The 16560-nt window shown below is 67.6% G+C and carries 17 protein-coding genes and 3 tRNA genes; 16 read left to right on the top strand and 4 right to left on the bottom strand.

The annotated features are described in order from the left end of the window. Window positions 1-101 precede the first annotated feature (101 nt). The 4 genes from ACE3RX_RS07355 to ACE3RX_RS07340 all read left to right on the top strand — a co-directional run bounded on the left by ACE3RX_RS07355 (window position 102) and on the right by ACE3RX_RS07340 (window position 4782). Window positions 102-404, top strand: coding sequence for an antibiotic biosynthesis monooxygenase (locus ACE3RX_RS07355; protein ID WP_374481868.1), 303 nt, complete (start codon window positions 102-104; stop codon window positions 402-404). 3 nt (window positions 405-407) lie between these two features. Then, complete coding sequence (locus ACE3RX_RS07350; protein ID WP_374481866.1) at window positions 408-2138, top strand: hydrogenase maturation protein; 1731 nt, start codon at window positions 408-410, stop codon at window positions 2136-2138. Beyond that, window positions 2135-3631, top strand: coding sequence for a sigma-54-dependent transcriptional regulator (locus tag ACE3RX_RS07345; RefSeq protein WP_374481864.1), 1497 nt, complete (start codon window positions 2135-2137; stop codon window positions 3629-3631). The genes ACE3RX_RS07350 and ACE3RX_RS07345 overlap by 4 nt, the downstream gene beginning before the upstream one ends. 155 nt (window positions 3632-3786) lie before the next feature. Next, complete coding sequence (locus tag ACE3RX_RS07340) at window positions 3787-4782, top strand: HupU protein (RefSeq protein WP_374481862.1); 996 nt, start codon at window positions 3787-3789, stop codon at window positions 4780-4782. A gap of 12 nt (window positions 4783-4794) precedes the next feature. On the opposite strand, the gene ACE3RX_RS07335 is transcribed toward ACE3RX_RS07340, so the two are convergent. Beyond that, entirely contained in the window at window positions 4795-5262 is a 468-nt protein-coding gene (locus ACE3RX_RS07335; RefSeq protein ID WP_374481860.1) for a DUF6249 domain-containing protein, read from the bottom strand. A gap of 125 nt (window positions 5263-5387) precedes the next feature. On the opposite strand from ACE3RX_RS07335, the gene ACE3RX_RS07330 reads away from it, so the two are divergent. From ACE3RX_RS07330 to ACE3RX_RS07320, 3 genes are all read left to right on the top strand, one after another. Beyond that, on the top strand, window positions 5388-6005 hold the full coding sequence (locus tag ACE3RX_RS07330) for an RNA polymerase sigma factor (RefSeq protein WP_374481858.1): 618 nt from the start codon (window positions 5388-5390) through the stop codon (window positions 6003-6005). A 13-nt stretch (window positions 6006-6018) separates the two neighbouring features. Next, the gene (locus ACE3RX_RS07325; protein ID WP_374481856.1) at window positions 6019-6438 is read left to right on the top strand and encodes a hypothetical protein; all 420 of its coding nucleotides are present in this window, start codon (window positions 6019-6021) and stop codon (window positions 6436-6438) included. 119 nt (window positions 6439-6557) lie between these two features. Further along, window positions 6558-8000: a nickel-dependent hydrogenase large subunit gene (locus ACE3RX_RS07320; protein ID WP_374481854.1), complete on the top strand. Its 1443-nt coding sequence runs from the start codon at window positions 6558-6560 to the stop codon at window positions 7998-8000. A gap of 18 nt (window positions 8001-8018) precedes the next feature. Here ACE3RX_RS07320 and ACE3RX_RS07315 read toward each other — a convergent pair whose 3' ends face one another. Beyond that, window positions 8019-8912 (bottom strand): hypothetical protein, encoded by an 894-nt coding sequence (locus ACE3RX_RS07315; RefSeq protein ID WP_374481852.1) that lies wholly within the window; start codon window positions 8910-8912, stop codon window positions 8019-8021. Window positions 8913-9126: 214 nt separating this feature from the next. Here ACE3RX_RS07315 and ACE3RX_RS07310 point away from each other — a divergent pair, with 214 nt between their 5' ends. After that, window positions 9127-10158, top strand: a complete 1032-nt coding sequence (locus ACE3RX_RS07310; RefSeq protein ID WP_374481850.1) for a VCBS repeat-containing protein — start codon at window positions 9127-9129, stop codon at window positions 10156-10158. A 9-nt stretch (window positions 10159-10167) separates the two neighbouring features. Here the strand turns inward: ACE3RX_RS07310 and ACE3RX_RS07305 are convergent, their stop codons facing one another. Next, window positions 10168-10605, bottom strand: coding sequence for an acyl-CoA thioesterase (locus ACE3RX_RS07305; RefSeq protein ID WP_374481848.1), 438 nt, complete (start codon window positions 10603-10605; stop codon window positions 10168-10170). Between the two features lie 129 nt (window positions 10606-10734). On the opposite strand from ACE3RX_RS07305, the gene nikR reads away from it, so the two are divergent. The 5 genes from nikR to rhtB all read left to right on the top strand — a co-directional run bounded on the left by nikR (window position 10735) and on the right by rhtB (window position 15178). Next, on the top strand, window positions 10735-11229 hold the full coding sequence (gene nikR, locus ACE3RX_RS07300; protein ID WP_374481846.1) for a nickel-responsive transcriptional regulator NikR: 495 nt from the start codon (window positions 10735-10737) through the stop codon (window positions 11227-11229). 2 nt (window positions 11230-11231) lie between these two features. Beyond that, entirely contained in the window at window positions 11232-12593 is a 1362-nt protein-coding gene (locus ACE3RX_RS07295) for a sensor histidine kinase (RefSeq protein WP_374481844.1), read from the top strand. A gap of 157 nt (window positions 12594-12750) precedes the next feature. Further along, entirely contained in the window at window positions 12751-13575 is an 825-nt protein-coding gene (locus ACE3RX_RS07290) for a nickel transporter (RefSeq protein ID WP_374481842.1), read from the top strand. 271 nt (window positions 13576-13846) lie between these two features. Next, window positions 13847-14554, top strand: coding sequence for an energy transducer TonB (locus tag ACE3RX_RS07285; RefSeq protein WP_374482100.1), 708 nt, complete (start codon window positions 13847-13849; stop codon window positions 14552-14554). A gap of 12 nt (window positions 14555-14566) precedes the next feature. Further along, window positions 14567-15178 carry a homoserine/homoserine lactone efflux protein gene (rhtB, locus tag ACE3RX_RS07280; protein WP_374481840.1) on the top strand — a complete coding sequence of 204 codons (612 nt, stop codon included), beginning with the start codon at window positions 14567-14569 and terminating at the stop codon, window positions 15176-15178. A gap of 8 nt (window positions 15179-15186) precedes the next feature. On the opposite strand, the gene ACE3RX_RS07275 is transcribed toward rhtB, so the two are convergent. Beyond that, window positions 15187-16002, bottom strand: a complete 816-nt coding sequence (locus tag ACE3RX_RS07275) for an HDOD domain-containing protein (protein ID WP_374481838.1) — start codon at window positions 16000-16002, stop codon at window positions 15187-15189. 116 nt (window positions 16003-16118) lie between these two features. Here ACE3RX_RS07275 and ACE3RX_RS07270 point away from each other — a divergent pair. From ACE3RX_RS07270 to ACE3RX_RS07260, 3 genes are all read left to right on the top strand, one after another. Continuing rightward, window positions 16119-16203, top strand: a tRNA-Tyr gene (locus ACE3RX_RS07270). A 75-nt stretch (window positions 16204-16278) separates the two neighbouring features. Continuing rightward, a tRNA-Gly gene (locus ACE3RX_RS07265) sits at window positions 16279-16352 on the top strand. Between the two features lie 15 nt (window positions 16353-16367). Then, window positions 16368-16442 (top strand) — tRNA-Thr (locus ACE3RX_RS07260). Window positions 16443-16560 lie beyond the last annotated feature (118 nt).

The following is a 16560-nucleotide window of genomic DNA, read 5'->3' as shown; positions in this document are numbered from 1 at the left end:
TCATTCGCCCTCCGCCGGTACCTCAAGCTCCGCGGGCGAATGAATTCGCCCCCACAGGACAGCCCTAACTGCCTTTTCATTCAACCCAGGAGAGACTGACGATGTACATCGCCATGAACCGTTTCCGCATCGCCCCGGGCCGCGAGGCTGAGTTCATCGACATCTGGAAGCAGCGCGAATCGCACCTGGACGAGGTGCCGGGCTTCAAGGAATTCCACCTGCTGCAGGGCGCGACGACGCCGGAGTTCACGCTGTTCGCGTCCCACTCGGTGTGGGAGTCGGCGGCGGCCTTCGAGGCCTGGACCCGCTCCGAAGCTTTCCGCAAGGCCCACGCCGGCGCCGGCAGCAGCCGCGACATCTACCTGGGGCCGCCGCAATTCGAGGGCTTCGAGGCCGTGCTGTAAATCGTGCGCATCCTGCTGCTGACCCATGGTTTCAACAGCCTGACCCAGCGCCTCTTCGAGGCGCTGGCGGTGCGCGGCCATGAAGTGTCCGTGGAGTTCGACATCGCCGACTCGGTCACCGAGGAGGCGGTCGCGCTGTTCCAGCCGGACGTGCTGCTGGCGCCCTTCCTCAAGCGGGCCATTCCCGAATCCCTGTGGTCGCGCCAGCTGTGCCTGATCGTCCATCCCGGCATCGTTGGCGACCGCGGCCCGTCGGCGCTGGACTGGGCGATCCAGTCCGGCGCGGCGGAGTGGGGTGTCACCGTGCTGCAGGCCGAGGCGGAGATGGACGCCGGCCCCGTGTGGGCCACTTCTGCCTTCCCGATGCGGGCGGCCAAGAAGTCCAGCCTGTACCGCAACGAGGTGACCGAAGCAGCGCTGGCCGCCGTGCTGGAGGCCCTCGACCGCGTGGACGACTGGCGTACCGACCGCTGGCAGCCGCGCCGCGTGCAGCCCGGCGACGGCGATGTGCGGGGCGGCCTGCAGCCGCTGATGCGCCAGGCCGACCGCGCTATCGACTGGCTCCGAGACGGCAGCGCGCAGATCCTCGCCCGCCTGCGCGCGGCGGACGGTTTTCCCGGCGTGGCGGACAACCTGTTCGGCGTGCCCTGCCACCTGTTCGACGCCCATCCGGCGCCCCTTGAGTCCGGCGCGATACCCGGTGCGCTGCTGGCCCGGCGGGACGGCGCGGTGCTGCGCGCCACCATTGACGGGGCGGTGTGGATCGGCCACGTGAAGCGCGGCGACCGGCCGGATGCGATCAAGCTGCCGGCCACCGTCGCCTTCGCTGCCGAGGCCGCCGGCCTGCCCGAGCGCCCAAGCGAACTGTGGCGCGACGCCACCGACGACGGCGCCGAGCTGCGCTACCGCGAAGAAGCGTGCGGGACTGTCGGCGTCCTGTCCTTCGATTTCTATAACGGGGCGATGGCCACCGACCAGTGCCGCCGCCTGATTGCCGCGATCGACTTCGCCCGCAGCCGGCCGACCCGTGTGCTGGTACTGGAGGGCGGGGCGGACTTCTGGTCCAACGGCATCCACCTCAACCGCATCGAGGCCGTGCAGCTGGATGGCGGCTCGGCGGCGGATGCGTCGTGGGACAACATCAACGCGATGGACGACGTGTGCCTCGCCATCCTGCAGCTCACCGACCGCCTGACGGTGGCGGCGCTGCGCGGCAACGCCGGCGCCGGCGGCTGCTTCCTGGCGCTGGCTGCCGACCAGGTATGGGCACGGGATGGGGTGATCCTCAACCCGCACTACAAGAACATGGGCAACCTGTATGGTTCGGAATACTGGACCTACCTGCTGCCGCGGCGGGTGGGGGCGGACGGTGCCCGCGCGATCATGGCTGCACGCCTGCCCCTCGGTGCGCCACGGGCGGTGGAGGGAGGGCTCATTGACGCCTGCTTCGGTGCTGATCGGCCGGCCTTCGAGGGCGAGGTGCTGGCCCGCGCCACGGCGCTGGCGGCTGCACCGGACTACGCCGAGCGCCTCGCCGCCAAGCAGGCCCGCCGCGCCGCCGACGAGGCCGCCAAGCCGCTGGCCGCCTACCGCGACGAGGAACTCGCCCACATGCGCCGCAATTTCTACGGCTTCGACCCCAGCTACCACGGCGCACGCTACCATTTCGTGATGAAGAGCCCCCAGTCCTGGACCCCCCGCCACCTCGCCCGCCACCGGGAGGTCGGCCGATGAATACCCCTTTCAAACCCGCAGCCCGCCTGCCGGCGGTGCTGGTGGTGGATGACGAAGTCCGTTCCCAGGAGGCCCTGCGCCGCACCCTCGACGAGGAGTTCGAGGTATTCACCGCCTCGTCGGCGGAGGAGGCCGGCACCATCCTCGAGCGGGAAGTGATCCAGGTGCTACTGTGCGACCAGCGCATGCCCGGCGAGTCCGGCGTGGCTTTCCTGAAGCGCGTGCGCGAGCAGTGGCCGGATGTGGTACGCATCATCATCTCCGGCTATACGGACTCCGAAGACATCATCGCCGGCATCAACGACGCGGGCATCTACCAGTACCTGCTCAAGCCCTGGCAGCCGGACCACCTGCTGATGGCGATCCGCAACGCCGCCGAGCTGCACCGCCTGCAGGCCGAGAACCAGCGTCTCAGCCTGGAGCTGCGTACCGCCGGGCCGGTGCTCAAAAAGCGCGTCGAGATGAAGTACGAGCGGGTCAAGCGCGAGTTCGGCCTCGACGGGCTGACCCGCGCGCCGGGCAGCCCGCTCAACCCTGTCTGCGAGCTGATTGCGCAGGTCGCGCCGTTCGACCTGTCGGTGCTGATCTCCGGCGAGTCCGGTACCGGCAAGGAGATGATCGCGCGCGCGATCCATTACCAGAGCCGCCGCGCCGACAAGGCCTTCGTCATCGAGAACTGCGGGGCGCTGCCCGACCAGCTGCTGGAGGCCGAATTGTTCGGCTACAAGCGCGGCGCGTTCACCGGTGCTTACGAAGACCGCATCGGCCTGTTCCAGCAGGCGGACGGCGGCACCCTGTTCCTCGATGAGATCGGCGAGACCTCGCCGGCCTTCCAGGTCAAGCTGCTGCGGGTGCTGCAGGAGGGCGAGTTCCGCCCGCTCGGTAGCACCCGGCCGGTGACGGTGGATGTGCGGGTGATCGCCGCCACCAACCGGGACCTGGAAACCGAGGTGCGGGAAGGGCGTTTCCGCGAGGATCTGTACTACCGGCTGGCCATCGTGCCGCTGCATGTGCCACCGCTGCGCGAGCGGCCGATGGACATTCCACTGCTCGCCGAGCGTCTGCTGGAGGCCAGCCGCAACGCCCTCGGCAAGGACAGCGAGGGCTTCACCCAGGAAGCGCTGGCCTGCATGGCCGCCTACCGCTGGCCGGGCAATGTGCGGGAACTGCAGAACGCCATCCTGCGCATGCTGGCCCTGTCTTCCGAGCCGCGACTGGGCGCCCACCTGCTGGCACCGCGGGTGCTGCAGGCCGGTGCCGACGGGCGCGACGAGAGCCCCTACGATGGCGATCTGGAAGCGGTCGGCTTCAGTGGCACGCTGCAGGAGCGGGTTGATGCCCTCGAAGCCCGCGTGCTGAAGGAGACCCTGATCCGTTTGCGCTGGAACAAGACCCGCGCCGCCAACGAACTGGGCCTGTCCCGTGTTGGCCTGCGCGCCAAGCTGGCCCGCTTCGGGCTGGACGGTGGCGACAAGGCGGGGGATGGGGAGTGAAATATGTGTGTGAGATGGCTGAGCTTGTCTTGGGCTGAGCTCATGGGCGAGGAGCTTGTGGGGGCAAACCTTGTAGGGGCGAATTCATTCGCCCGCGGACGCTGTGCTACCGGCGATGGGCGAATGAATTCGCCCCTGTCGCGCGGGAGACTTCAATGAAGCTGTTGTGGCTGCAGTCCGGCGGCTGCGGTGGCTGCACCATGTCGTTGCTGTGCTCCGGCGCGCGGGATCTGCCGGGCCTGCTGGCGTCGGCGGGCATCGAACTGGCCTGGCATCCGTCCCTGTCGGAGGCGACCGGTGACGAGGTGCGCGCGCTGCTCGCCGATTTCGAGTCCGGCCGCGAGCCCCTCGACCTGTTGTGCGTCGAAGGTTCCCTGCTCACCGGCCCCAACGGCAGCGGCCGCTTCCACATGCTGGCTGGCACCGGCCGGCCGATGATCGCCTGGGTGCGTGCGCTGGCGGCCCGCGCCCGCTACACGCTGGGCATCGGCACCTGCGCGGCCTATGGCGGGATCACCGCCGCCGGCAACAACCCGGCGGGGGCGGTCGGCCTGCAGTACGACGGTCAGCATCCGGGCGGGCTGCTGGGCGTGGATTACCGCTCGGCCGCCGGCCTGCCGGTGATCAACGTGGCGGGCTGCCCGACCCACCCGGACTGGGTGGTGGATACGCTGCTTGCCCTGGCCCTCGGCCAGTTCGCCGCAGGTGGCATGGACGCCTTCGGGCGGCCGCGCTTCTACGCGGATCAACTGGTGCATCACGGCTGCACGCGCAACGAGTTCTACGAGTTCAAGGCCAGCGCCGAGAAACCCGGCGACCTTGGCTGCATGATGGAGCACATGGGCTGCAAGGGCACCCAGGCCCATGCCGACTGCAACATCCGCCCGTGGAACGGCGTTGGCTCGTGCACCAACGGCGGCTACCCGTGCATCAGCTGCACTGAACCCGGCTTCGAAGCGCCGGGCCACGCCTTTGCGCGCACGCCGAAGGTGGCGGGCATTCCGATCGGCCTGCCGTCGGACATGCCCAAGGCCTGGTTCGTCGCGCTGGCGGCCCTGTCCAAGTCGGCCACGCCGGCGCGGGTGCGCCATAACGCGGTGGCCGAGACGCCGGTGGTGGCGCCGGCCATCCGCAAGACCGGCTTGAAGTAGGGCGTGCCGGCGTCAGCCAGGCGAGCGCCCGTCGCGGTGTTGTGACGTGGTGGGCAGGCTGTTGCCGGAATGGCGGCGCTGGGCATCCAGTTTGTACAGCAGCAGGTTGGCGGCGCCGATTGCCGCCGGCACCAGCCCCCAGATCGCGCGTTCGGGATGGCGGCTGCTGACCAGCAGCGCGATGGCGATCGCAATGCCGACGGCGAGCAGCAGTACTCCGCGCCGCAGGTAGTCGTCGGAAGTCCGGCTGCGGCGGCACCCGCTGCCGCCGTCCAGCAGCTCCGGTGGCAGCGGCGAAGGTTCCATGCCCTGCGCGATGGCGGCCATGCGTTCGGCGTGGATCAGCTCGGCGATGCGGATGCGCCGGCGGTAGCGAAGGGCGGTGCTCACGATGGCGATGCCGATGCCGAGCACGATGGCGGTGAGGGGCAGCGCGGCGCGCAGGATGGCGACCAGTTCGCTGGAGTCGTCGATGGACATGTGTGCATTCCTGTGTGGGTTGATGCCCTTGATACCTGGCCGGGCGGTGGCCGGTTTCGCCGCCGCTGCAGATTTTTTTCGTACCCGCTTGAAACCGGCTTGCAGGTCGGGAAGTATCAAGCGGCATGGACCTCAACCCACCTCCTTCCCTGAGACTGCCGGATTCCGAGGCCGCCCGCCGCGATGCGGACATCGTCGCGCGGCTGGAGCAGGGCGACGGCGCCGCGGCTTTCGAACGGTTGGTGGCCCGCTACGAAGGTAAGGTCCATCGCCTGTGCATGGCCCTGCTGCGCGACGAGGCGCAGGCGCGTGATGCCGCCCAGGACGTGTTCCTGCGCGTATGGCGGGCGCTAGGGACTTACGATCACCGCAGCGCCGCGCTGTCCACCTGGCTGTACGCCATCGCCCGCAACCGCTGCCTGTCCCTGCTGGCACGGCGCGATCCGGACCATGCCTCCCTCAGCGTGCCGGAGGTGTGGGCCGAGGCGGAGGCCCTGGCCGCGCCGCCGGACATTGTTGGCGAAGGGCCGGCGGCCTTGCTCGCACGCTTGGTGGATGCGCTGCCGGTGGCGTACCGCAGCTGCCTGACGCTGTTCTACTACGAGGACCGCTCGGTGGCCGAGGTGGCGCAGATGCTGGGCTTGCCCGACGGCACCGTGAAGACCCACCTGCACAGGGCGCGCAAGCTGCTGCTCGCCGAGTTCCAGCGCCGCGGGCTGGATGAACCGGGGCTGTGGCTGTAGGAAGGAAGAAAGCATGGACAAGACGAATCCCGATAGCGCCGAAGCCCGCGCGCTGCATGCGCTGGACAGCGCACTGGGCAAGGTGCTGACGCCGCCACCGCTGCCCGACGGCTTCCGCCAGCAGTTGATGGCCGCCATGCTGCAGGATGCGGCGGCCGGCCTGGCCGCCCGGCAGGCCACGCTGGAGGCGGAGCACGCCCGCCTGCTGGCGGGCCTGAAGGCGGACCACGTAAGGTTGCGCCGCGATACGCTGGCGATCGTGGTCGGCTCGGCCTTTGCGGCTGGCGCCGCGTCCATGCTGCTGGCGCCATGGCTGGTGGAGGCATGGACGCTGGATACCGCCTGGGTCGGCCCGGTGCTGGCCAGTGTTCTCGGGCTGGGGTTGGCTGGCTGGGCCGGTCTGCGCCGCTTCGGCGTGAGGATCGGGAGCTAGTCGGGGCGGCGTTGTATCCTTCGGTCGAGACCACATCCCGTTCCGGCCGCCATGCTCCGTTGTTGCCCGCCTTTGTCGCTCCATTTCGAAACCGTTACGGGCGTTGCCGGAGCGCGTCCGTGAGCCGGGTGACGGTGGGGCCCTTCAACCGCGTTGAGGGCGACCTGGAGGTCAGCCTGGAGATGGAGAACGGGCTGGTGGCCGCGGCCTACGTCAATTCGCCCTTGTTCCGCGGTTTCGAGCAGATCCTGGTTGGGCGCGAGGCGCTGGATGCGCTGGTGATCGTGCCGCGCATCTGCGGCATCTGTTCGGTGTCCCAGTCGGCCGCCGCCGCCGCCGCGCTGGCCGACCTGGCCGGTGTGCAGCCGACGCCCAACGGCCGCCGGATGGGCAACCTGATCCTCGCCGCCGAGAACCTGGCCGACCATTTCACCCATTTCTACCTGTTCTTCATGCCGGATTTCGCCCGCGAGGCTTACCGGGCGCGGGCCTGGTTCCCGGCCGCCGAGGCGCGTTTCAAGGCAGTCAGCGGAACGGCCACGCGCGATGCGCTGCCGGCGCGGGCGGGTTTTCTGCAGATCATGGGCCTGCTCGCCGGCAAATGGCCCCATTCGCTGACGCTGCAGCCGGGTGGCGTGGCTCGGGCGCCTCAGGCGGCCGAGCGCCTGCGGGTTTTCGCGGCGCTGCGGGAGTTCCGCGGCTGGCTGGAGCGGCAGCTGTTCGGTGAGCGGCTGGAGGCCATCGCGGCCCTAGACTCCCAGGTCGCGCTGCATCGCTGGATGGACAGCCGACCGGCTGAGTCCAGCGATTTCCGCTTGTTCCTGGAGATCGCTGAGGATCTGCAGCTGGCGCGCTATGGGCGGGGCACCGACCGTTTCCTGAGCCACGGCGCCTATCCGAAGGAGGGCGGCGGCTGGCTGTTTCCGCGCGGCGTGCTCGACCTGCCGGCGGGAGCGCTGCAGCCCTTCCTGCCCGGTGACGTGCTGGAGGATGTCAGCCACGCCTGGCTGGAGGAGGAGCCGCCGCGCCATCCGTCGGAAGGCGAAACGCGGCCGGTGGAGGATAAGCCGGGTGCCTATACGTGGTGCAAGGCGCCGCGCTGGCAGCAGCAGGTTGTGGAGTGCGGCGCGCTGGCCCGCCAGGTCGTCGCCGGCCATCCGCTGATCCGCGAGCTGGTGGCCCAGGGTGGTGGCAATGTGTTCAGCCGGGTGGTGGCCCGCCTGCTGGAGCTGGCCATCGTGGTGCCGGCGATGGAAGCTTGGTTGCGCAACGTGGACGACAGCCCGTTCTGCGCCCAAGTGGCGCTGCCCGGCGATGGGCGGGGTGTGGGCTTGGTGGAGGCGGCCCGCGGCGCGCTGGGGCACTGGATCATCCTGCGCGGCGGGCACATCAGCCGCTATCAGATCATTGCGCCGACGACCTGGAACTTCTCCCCGCGGGACGCCGCGGACATCCCCGGCGCATTGGAGCAGGCCCTGGTCGGCCTGCCGGAAGACCAGCCGCTGCTGGTGCAGCACGTAGTGCGTAGTTTCGACCCCTGCATGGTCTGCACCGTCCACTGAGCAAGGGCGGAGGGGGTATCAGCGGTTCCCCTGGCGTTCTTCCCGCGGCCCTTCCGGACGCGGGCCACGATCATGGCCGGTACCGCGCTCCTGGCGCGGCGGTGGGCCGGCGTCGCGTGACGGCTCGGGGCGGGCCGGCATTGGTGAGAAGGCCCGTGGCGGCTCCTGACGTGGCGCGGCATGTTGTTCCTGGCGGGGCGGGGTGTTTGGCATGCCGCCGCTCCAGCCCGGATTTGGGGCCGGCATGGCGTTGCGGGGTGGTGCCTGGGGTGGCATGACCTCTTGCCGGGGTTGCGGATTGCGATCCCGGGTGCGCTCTCGTTCGCCGAAGTCTTCCGGCCGGCGTTGTTCGCGCCCCCAGTCCCGCTCGTGCGCGCGCTCCTGATTCCTGTCCCAGTCCCGCTCCCGGCCCCGTTCGATACGTGGGGGCGGGTAGGGCTGGCTCCAGCCGCTGGGGGGCGGAACGGCCCGCTGCGGATACATGGGGGCGACCGGCGGCGGCCGCTCGCGCCAGCGTTCTTGCCACCGCTCCCGCTCGCCGTACCACGGCTGGCGACGGTAATGGGCGCCCCAGTAGTCGCCGATGAAGAAGCTGATCAGCGGGATGCCGAGAGTCGGTCCGTACTGCAGGATGGGCACGCTGTTGCCCATCCACGGGTAATACAGGCCGCCGGCGAAGACCCAGCCGCGGGCACCGAAGGACAGCCGCACGTCGCACCACTGGTAATCCGGCAGGCAGCCGAACAGGCGCGCCTCCATGCCCGGCGACAAGGTCATCAGGATCGGAAAGTCGGGCGCCGGGCCGGCATACAGCTGGATCGGTTCCGCAATGAGGACGGTCTGGGCCTGGGCCGCGGCAGGTAACAGGGCCGCTACGAGGGCGAGGGGGCGGAGCATTGAGGCGACGGGCATGATGGGCTCCCGGGGTGGCCGGGTCAGGGCAAAGGCGAAGGATCCTGCTTTCATCTTAGAGCTCCTTCGTAAACGCTTCGACAGGACTCTGTAAGCGCAGATTACCACCGGCAGCGCCGGGCCATGAAAGCCTGTCGGCCCCTCATCGGGCAGTAAAGTTGCGGGGCAGAACGCCGTAGAGCAAGGCATCTTCACGCCTGTGCCGAGGTTTGCCATGAAAATCACCGCGTCTAGCATGGACATGCTCGCCAGCCATCGCAGCCAGGCCACGCACACGGTGGTCGAGCGTCTGGCGGCGTGGGTCGGGCGCCGGCCGGATGCGCCCGGGGAGGGCCGTTCGCCGCGCGGAGTGGTGGTCTCCGAGGCTGCCCGTCAGGTTCTCAGCCAGGAACAGGCCCAGGCCTCGTCTGCCGTGGGGAAGCCGGACGATGACGACGGGACGAAGAACGATCCCAAGCTGGCCCTGCTCAAGACCATCATCGAGCAACTGACTGGCCGGCGCATCCACCTGATGTCGGCCGACGCGCTGAGCTCCACGGAAAGTGCGGGAGCTCCTGCGGCTCCGGCGCAGGCACCCGCGCCCGAGTTCGGCATCGCCTACGACCGCACGGAAACCCGCACGGAGTCGGAGGAAAGCCATTTTTCGGCACGTGGCACGATCCAGACCGCCGACGGCAAGCGCATCGACTTCAGCGTCGCGCTGTCGATGAGTCGCAGCGAGACGACGACCAGCAGCCTGAGCCTGCGGGCCGGCAATGCGGTGAGCAAGGATCCGCTGGTGATCAACTTCGATGGCGATGCGGCGAGCCTTACGAGCCAGCGTTTCAGCTTCGATCTGATGGGGGATGGCCAGCAGGTGGACATGCCGCTGCTCGGCAAGGGTAGCGGCTTCGTGGTGCTGGATGCGGTGGGCAGCGGCCAGGTGACGTCTGGTCGCCAGCTGTTCGGGCCGACCAGTGGCGACGGCTTTGCCGATCTGGCCAAGTACGACGGTGACGCCAGTGGCTGGATCGATGAGGCTGATGCGGTGTTCGACCGCCTTGGGGTGTGGACGCCCGACGCCAGTGGCGGCGGCAGCGTCCGCTCCTTGCGCGAGGCTGGCGTCGGGGCGCTCTACCTCGGCCGCACGGCGACCCCGTTCACCCTGAAGGAGGGTCGCGAGCTGGGGGCCATTCGCAGCACGGGGGTGTATGTCGCCGAGGATGGCCGCGTCGGGACGATGCAGCAGGTCGATGTGAACGTCTGAGGCGTGCCCTTACGCGGCTTCCGTGGCGCCGATCTTGGCCTTGAAGGCCGGCGGGATGAGGGCGGCGCGCTTGGCCGCGTAGTCGAAGAACAGGATGCCCATCTTGCCGCGGGCCACCTCGCGGCCGCTGGCCTTGTCCGCAACCGTCCACATCAGGTCGAAGCCGTACTTGTTGTAATCGGCGGGGGCCATCGAGAACACCAGCGTCTCGCCGTGGAAGGCTTCCGACTTGTACTGCAGCGCTGCGTCGGCGACCACGATGCCGACGCCTTCGACGTCCAGCTCGTCATAGCCGAAAGAACGGAAGAAGCGCACCCGCGCCTCCGACAGCAGCGCGATGAGGGCGGCGTTGTCGAGGTGCTGGGCCTTGTTGATGTGGGTGATGTAGATCGGGATGTCGGTCGAGAAGAGGAACTGCTCGGGCAGTTCGATCTGGATGCGGGCCATGGAAATCCTTTGCGAAGGGTTATGTCATTGGCTCGATTATCGCAGTGCAGCGAAGCGCGTGGGGGCGTCGATTGCGGCGGAGGGAGGCGAGGGGCAGAATGCTTCGCCTGACCTTGCCTGGAGCGCCCAGTGGAACGTTTCACCATCTCCCTCGACGAAGACCTGGCCCGCGAGTTCGATGCGTTGATCGCGGCCCGCGGTTACTCGAACCGGTCCGAGGCAGTACGCGACATCCTGCGCGCGCAGCTGGAAACCAGTCGGCTGGCGCGGGAGGAGGCGGGGCACTGCATCGCCAACTTGTCCTACGTTTTTAACCACCACGAGCGCGAGCTGGCGGAGCGCGTCACCCACGACCAGCATGAACACCACGACCTCTGCGTGGCGACCCTGCACGCCCATCTGGATCACGACAATTGCATGGAAAGCGTCATCCTGCGTGGGCCGATCGCCGAGGTGCGGGCCTTTGCCGATGCGCTGATCGCCAAGCCGGGCATCCGCCACGGCGCGCTGAACCTGGTGACGGCGGAGTTCGGCGCGCAGAGCCATACTCACGGCCATAGCCATCCGCATGCCGATGGGTACGCCCATCCTTATCCCCATGGCCATTACCGGCCGCGGAGCTGAGCGTGGCGGACGGTGAGCGTCGCCTGCCCGACTCTTCCGCCTTGCTGGCCGCGGCGCCGGAGGGCGTGGGGGAGGGCGCCTGGATCGATGTGATCCAGAAGATGGACGAGGTCTATTCCGACCTGTTGCAGTACGAGGTCGCCCTCGAAGAGAAGAACGCCAAGCTGGAGGAGAGCCAGGGCTTCATCCTGTCCGTGCTGACCTCGATCTCCGACATTCTGGTGGTGTGCGACCGGCGCGGGCATATCGAGGAGGTGAACCGTTCGCTGGAGGTCTTTACCGGGCGGGCCTCGGAAGCCCTGCGCGGTATGCCCTTCTTCGAGTTGCTGGCCGATCCGGCGGCCGTCGAGGTGGCGCGCGGCTGGTTTGCTCTGCGCGGTGACGCGCCGACCCATGACTGCGAGCTGGCCCTGAAGGCTGCCGACGGCAGTGCGGTGCCGGTGTCCCTCAACTGCACCCCACGCTATTCGTCGGTCGGCAAATCCTTGGGGATGGTGGTTACCGGGCGCCCGGTGGGGGAGTTGCGCAAGGCCTATTCGGCATTGCGCCAAGCCCATGACGACCTGAAGCGGACCCAGCAGCAACTGCTGCATTCGGAAAAGATGGCCTCTCTTGGCCGCCTGGTGGCCGGCGTCGCCCATGAGCTCAACAACCCGATCAGTTTCATCCTCGGCAACACCCACGCGCTCAAGCGCTATGCGGGGCGGCTGGAAGAATACCTGGCGGCGGTGCATGCCTGCGAGCAGCCGGAGGTCTTGGGCGAGCTACGCCAGCGCCTGCGCATCGATCGCATCCTTGGCGATCTGGATCCGTTGATCGAAGGCACCATTGAAGGGGCTGAACGGACCCGAGACATCGTCGATGGCCTGAAGCGCTTTTCCGCACTGGATAGGGAAGAGAGCAGCCGTTTTGACCTGGTGGCGGTGATCGGTCGCTCGGTGACCTGGGTGTGCAAGGCGGCGCCAGAGCGCTTCGTGGTCGACGTCCGCCTGCCGGCCGAGCTGCCGGTGATCGGCTCGTCGGGGCAGATGCAACAGGTGGTGATGAACCTGGTGCAGAACGCCAGCGACGCCACCGCCGGTCAGGATACGGCGCGGCTGCAGATCGACGGGACTATTGAGGATGGGGATGTAGTGGTGCGCTTCCACGACAACGGGCCGGGTATCGATGCCCGTCATCTGCCGCACATCTTCGACCCCTTCTTTACCACCAAGCCTGTGGGCAGCGGCACCGGCTTGGGCCTGTCGATCAGCTACGGCATCGTCGAGCGTCATGGAGGGGGGCTGGCCGCTGGCAATCATCCCGGTGGTGGTGCGGAGTTCGTGCTGCGGTTGCCGTGGGCGGATGGCGCACGGAGGGTGTGATCCGAATGGAAGGCTGCTTTCCTCTCTGACTCCGGGGCTGGCAACAGGCTTGTCGTTATGTGGGGTGACGCGCCGGACGAAGCGCGGCTTGGTGCTATGGCACGGATGTTGTATGAACTAAGATAGTTTCTTCATACGGATCGTCCGGAATCGCGCCATGCCTGCATTGCCTTCCGATCATCTCGCCCTTGTGCTGCTGGTATTCGTCCTTGGCCTCAAGCACGGTTTCGATGCCGACCATCTCGCCACCATCGACGGTTTGACCCGTTTCAACGCCCGCGCCAACCCCGGCTGGGCGCGCTATTGCGGGACTTTGTTCTCCCTCGGCCACGGCGCGGTGGTGGTGGCCATCGCGCTGGCGGTGAGCCTGCTGTCCGGGGCCTGGTCGGCGCCAGAATGGCTGGAACTGTCGGGGGCCTGGATCTCGATCGCTTTCCTGATCCTGCTCGGCGTGCTCAATTTGCGTGCGGTCTTCGCCGCCGAAGCGCACGAATTGGTGCATCCGGTGGGGCTGAAAGGACGCTGGCTGGGCCGCCTCGGGCGGGCTGCTCATCCGGGTGGGGTGGCGGTGGTGGGAGCCTTGTTTGCATTGTCCTTCGATACGGTGAGCCAAGCCGCCTTGTTCGCGATGGCTGGCGTGCAGGCCGGCGGCTGCCTGCCGGCTGCAGGGCTGGGCCTGGTCTTCATGCTGGGCATGTTGCTTGCCGACGGCGCTAACGGCTGGTGGATTGCCCGCCTGATCGCTCGCGCCGACGGTACTGCGCGGGTGGCGTCACGGGTGATGGCGCTGGCGGTGGCAGGAATGAGCCTGCTGGTGGCTGCCTACGGACTGGCACGGATGCTGTCGCCCGCGCTGGAAGCCTGGGGCGAAGGCAAGGAGTTGACGCTTGGCGCCGCGGTCGTCGGCGTGATCTTCGCCAGCTTCCTGGTGGGGCTGAGGCTGGCCCGCGGGCGCGACGTGGCATCCCAATCGGTGGCCTGAGGGGCCGCCTCGTGGCAGGTCAGGACCACGGACAGGGAACAATTCGGTAGCATCCAGCCCTTCGGCCTTGATCGATCTTAAGGTCGGCCAGCGGCCGGGCCGGCAGATTACGCACTCTGCCGGGGCGCTTAAACTGACGGCACACGGCGCCGGCATCACCGATTCACTACGACGAGCAGCACTTGAAGACCGATACATCTTCTTTGGACCCCATCCCTGTCCGGGTGTCCGAATCCCTTGCTTGGCGCACCTTCGTGCGTATTGCCCCGTGATGACGGACCGCGGCGTGCTGCTTGCGCTGGCCGCGTCGCTCGCGCTGCATGGCGCTGCACTGGGGCTGGGCGGCCTTGCGCCGGCGACGGTCACGACACCGCCACGCCTGCTTGAGGCGCGCCTGGTGCAGGAGGAGGTGCAGCCGCCAAAGCCCAGGGTTCAGTCGCGCCAGGAGGCGCCGGCACGGCCTTTGAAGCGGGAAGTGACCCGGCAGGAGTCCCATCATGTGCCGATGGTGGCGCCTAGCGCGTCAGCGCCGGCACGCTTGGTCAACGAGCTTCCAGCCGAGCGCCCTGTGGCAACAGTAGCGAGCGGGGCGTCTACTGTAGCCGTCGCCCAGGGGGGCGGGGCTTCAGTCAGCGCACCCGTAGCCGCACCTGCGCCGACAGGAGCGGGGGGGGCTGCTGCAGCGTACTCGCCGGCCAGTTTCAACGCCGGCTATCTGCACAATCCGAAGCCTGCCTACCCGATGATGGCCCGCCGCCGTGGCCTGGAAGGCATTGTGCGTCTCGATGTGAGGGTCTCGGTCGAAGGCATTCCGACGGCGGTCAAGGTACGCGAGAGTTCGGGGCATGACAGTCTCGACGAGGCTGCGACGACGGCGGTGTGGCACTGGAAGTTCGTGCCGGCCAAGCGTGGCGGCGAGCCGATCGAGGATACAGTGGTGGTGCCAGTGCGTTTCCGTCTCGGCGATGACGCGGGTTGATTGGAGAGTGGTATGGCTTTGCATTTGTGGCTGGGGTTCTTCCTGACGACGCTGGTGGTGGCCCTGTCCCCGGGACCGGGGGCCGTGTTGAGCATGAGCGTCGGGATACGTCATGGCTATCGCCACGCGCTGAAGGCGATCCTTGGCCTGCAGACGGCGCTGCTGCTGCAGCTGGGGTTGGTCGGGCTTGGTCTGGGCGCCTTGCTGGCGGCCTCCGAGCTGGCCTTTCTGGCCGTCAAGCTGGCCGGCGCGGCCTATCTGGTGTGGCTGGGTATCCAGCGCTGGCGGGAGCCGCTGGCGCTCGCCGAGCCGGGGGCGGAAGTGAATCGGGCGTTCTACCGCCAGGGTATCCTGGTCAATCTGGGTAACCCCAAGGCGATCGTCTTCATCGCGGCCCTGGTGCCTCAGTTCATCGATCCTGCCGCGCCTCAGTGGCCGCAGTTCGCGGTGATCGCGCTAACCATGTGCAGTCTCGACTCCGCGGTGATGTCTTGTTACGCGCTGCTGGCAAGCCGCTTTCGCGGCGTGTTGAGCAGCCCTCGCCGGGGGTTGCTGGCCAACCGGGTCTTCGGCGGCATCTTCGTCGCTGCCGGCGCCCTGCTGGCGGGAACGTCGCGCCAGTGAGCGGAGAATCAGTCGTGTACGGCGAACTTGGTAAACAGGCGGTCGAGTTCGATCTCATCCGTACCGAACTCCTCCAGGGCTAGCTCAGCCCAGTCCGTCCAGTCGGGGGAGGGGCCGTCGCGCAGTCGGCGGCCCACTGCCAGCATAAGGGTGATCCGCCGCGGAATCTCGGCCAGCCGGTTGGCTTGCTGGGGGGCGTGGTGACAGCGGATCGTCTCGCAGACGACTTCCGGCAGCTTCCAGTTACGCGCAACAAGAAAGCCGGCCGCCGCGTGGTCGCATCCGGTCAGGGCACTGACCGCCCGCGTGGCGACCTCCAGAGCCGGCCCGCTATGCCGCAACAGATGGGCGTGTTCGGGAGCCCGACGCAACAGCACCGCGACACCGGCATCCTGCATCAACCCCGCCAGATAGACCGTGTCGGCCCAGGCCCGGTGCTCCGTCTCACGGCAGAAGAGGTAGCTGAGGTCTGCTGCGCGGGCACTCGCCTGCCACAGGGCGTCGATTGCTGCCCGATCGAGGTCCGCGCAGTGGCCGCGCATCGCGGTGCTGGCCGCCGTGGCGAGGGTGCGCACCCGACCCAGCATGGTGATGGCCTCCTGGGCTGAGCGCGGTGCATTGCGCGGGCGGAACACTGGCGAATTGGCAACCCTGAGCAGTGCGCCGGTCAGCGCGGGGTCGTGGGCGATGGCTGCGGCGAGCTCCCGTGGCCCTGCGTCCTCACTCGCTGCGGCCGCTTGCAGGCGCAGGAAGCCGGTGCCGGGGCTGGGCAGCACCACTCCACTGGAAAGCACCGCTTCAACGAGTAGATCCTGATCATTCATGGTGGGAGGCGCCTTTCATTCGAGGCTTCATTTCACTACACCAGCGGCAGTTCCACAAAAAACACAAATAGTGTTTGACAGCCGTTTTATGTCTTCCTATAATGCGCGTCTCGTTTGGAGGGGTTCCCGAGCGGTCAAAGGGATCAGACTGTAAATCTGACGGCACTGCCTTCGAAGGTTCGAATCCTTCCCCCTCCACCAACGGTTTTGTTTTGCTGTTTGCTCCGCCCGCATTTGCGGTGTTGTGAGTGGTGATTGTGAGTCGTACGTTGTAAAGCGGGTGTAGCTCAATGGTAGAGCAGAAGCCTTCCAAGCTTATGACGAGGGTTCGATTCCCTTCACCCGCTCCAGGTTGAGTGTGTGAGGCCCATGTAGCTCAGTGGCAGAGCACTCCCTTGGTAAGGGAGAGGTCGGCAGTTCAATCCTGCCCATGGGCACCACGGTTTGGTGCGGCAGCTCAGGGTGTGTACCCGGTTTTCTGATTTTTTTGCGGAGTTGATGACATGGCAAAGGAAAAGTTCGAGCGGAAAAAGCCGCACGTGAACGTTGGCACGATTG

This window comes from Zoogloea sp. (assembly GCF_041914405.1).
Lineage (GTDB): Bacteria > Pseudomonadota > Gammaproteobacteria > Burkholderiales > Rhodocyclaceae > Zoogloea.
The sequence above is the reverse complement of the archived record's forward strand: the minus strand, read 5'-3'. Positions and strand labels throughout refer to the sequence as shown.